The sequence below is a fragment of the Fulvivirga sp. genome (assembly GCF_040220315.1).
Lineage (GTDB): Bacteria > Bacteroidota > Bacteroidia > Cytophagales > Cyclobacteriaceae > Fulvivirga.
Map to the genome: position 1 here is coordinate 1 of NZ_JAVJUY010000368.1, position 2,182 is coordinate 2,182.

Consider the following 2,182-nt stretch of genomic DNA (forward strand, 5'->3'; position numbering starts at 1 on the left):
CGCAACATTAGCATATGTAGGTTCTAAACCTGGTAGCCCTAAGAATCTTAATAGAGATTCGGATGCTTGGTTCACTCCTAAAGTTTATACAGATATGGCAAGAGAGGTTATGGGAGAAATTGACCTTGATCCCTTTTCCAATGCTTATGCAAACCAGCGCATTAAGGCAAAGCGGTATTTTGATTCAGAATCTGATGCATTTCGACAAACATGGTTTAAAAAACAGGGGCGAGTATTTATGAACCCGCCCTATGGAAGAAAAATTGTCGATGCTGCGGTGGAATTGTTCCTCTCTAATTGGAATTCTAAAAAAATATCGCAAGGAATTGTCCTTGTTAATAATGCAACTGAAACACGTTGGTTTCAGGCATTGTTGCATGAGTCTGCAGCGTTATGCCTTCCACATCATAGAATAGCTTTTGAAAATGACGATGGTAAAAATATATCTGGTAACACGCGTGGACAAGCATTTCTTTACTATGGGGAAAATACATCTCGTTTTTCTGATATCTTCTCTCAAATAGGTGTTGCTCTAATAAAAAATTCTCAATGAATTTAAAGTGCCAAGAATTGAACTGACTAGTAAACTGTCCCCAGAACACCCAAGTTCCTCGACTAAGGGGGGGGCACCCTGATCCCGATCCTCTCCTAAAAAGGTTCTTCTTCCTGCCGCTGAGTCTCAAACTGATCAATATAGTCCTTCAACAGGCGTCCATTGTCAGAGAAAAAATATTGTACGAAATCCTCAGCTTTGAGTGGTAGATATTCGAGATTTTCAGCACTAAGACTGAGAAAATTGAATTCTGGCAATTCCGAGTAAAAACTATTTTTTTGTATTTCTCTCAAAAAGTCCGTCAAACTACTCTCATTTTGCCCTTCTTCGTAAACAACTCTGAAATAATTCTTACTATCTGCTTCTGGCGTATCCATACCATCAACTTTTTCCTGCCGAAATAGCGTAGATGGGGCAAAGCCAGGATTTACGATTATCAACTTCTTATACCCTTTAATCGCGTTAAAAAGTAAGTTGTTAATGTAAGGATCAAAAAAACTATAGCCAACAACAAAAATATATCGCTTATCACTAGAGTTCAGGCTTTTATTAAAATGATGAATGAGTGAAAAGAAAGGCTCTACAGAAAATGACTTTGTACCCTGACCAAATATTATGTAGGGGTTATGCTTCTCATCGATTTTATCTTGTTGCTCAGCCTCAATCTTGATTTCTTCCCAAGTATCCATATCCTCTAGACGAACCCAGTCAATGGAGCCATGCAATTTATATAGATTTACTCTCGCGCCAGGGTCATTCTTATCATCAGGAGAAATATCCGACCACTTACCATTTGAAAAGCCCCGCCACGGAACTTCACCCTCTTGCTGGAAAAAGTGTTCTATGACCGTATCATTGTTTAATGAAAAAATATCAAATTTGAACTGTTCGTCACTATTTGATTTCAAAAAATCCGTTAACGGTTTCAAGTATGAAAGGTCTGACTCGGAATTCGTAGTAAGCCACTCATCTTTCAGTAACTTCTTTAACGTCAGCTCTAAACTTTCAAAGAGGTTTCCATTATCTGCATCTTCGGCAGCATATTGTGATTCAAGTTGCACTAACTTATCAGCCCAATTACCCGTAATTGGATAAGGCAGGAAGTTCTCACGGTTTCTGACCCGACGAATAAGCAAAGCCAGTTCTTCTATATTGGGAGAAAATTTGAAGTTACTCGATGTTTCCATCGTTCTCCATTCAGAGTGATATTGAAGGCATGAAATTAGAAATTTTAATGCCTCCTTCTGCACAGGAGAGAAAATTGATTTACTCGAATCAAATATTTGTGACTTTATGCTTTCGAACATTTGAACCGAAGTTAGACATCCGGCTTTCCTAGAAAAGCCAGCGCCAAAGAAGAATAGAGATTTCCCGATAATATCCGATATACCAGAAGCGATACTCATGTTTAGATAAACCAGGGTATGTTGTTTGCAACGTCATTCTCCGGTATTTCACCATCAAAATGAGAAGCGAACTCGGCTATAGTCTTGGAGTATGTAGTCGTTACCGGAACACTCCTTTGCCTCAATCCCTTCCAGTTCAATCTTGAAAATTCATAAACCTGAGAAATCAACTCAGTTGTATTAAATCCTCCTGATTTCACGTAGCTTAGTTTTAACTTTATAG

At 38.5% G+C, this 2,182-nt stretch carries 3 protein-coding genes; 1 reads left to right on the top strand and 2 read right to left on the bottom strand.

Going from position 1 to position 2,182, the window contains the following annotated elements; genetic code table 11:
* The coding region (locus RLO81_RS19150) for a DNA N-6-adenine-methyltransferase (RefSeq protein WP_350115630.1) at positions 1–553 on the top strand (553 nt) is incomplete at its 5' end.
* Between the two features lie 95 nt (positions 554–648).
* Here RLO81_RS19150 and RLO81_RS19155 read toward each other — a convergent pair.
* On the bottom strand, positions 649–1,860 hold the full coding sequence (locus tag RLO81_RS19155) for an SIR2 family protein (RefSeq protein ID WP_350115633.1): 1,212 nt from the start codon (positions 1,858–1,860) through the stop codon (positions 649–651).
* A 101-nt stretch (positions 1,861–1,961) separates the two neighbouring features.
* Positions 1,962–2,182: hypothetical protein (locus RLO81_RS19160; protein ID WP_350115636.1), on the bottom strand; the 221-nt coding region annotated here is incomplete at its 5' end.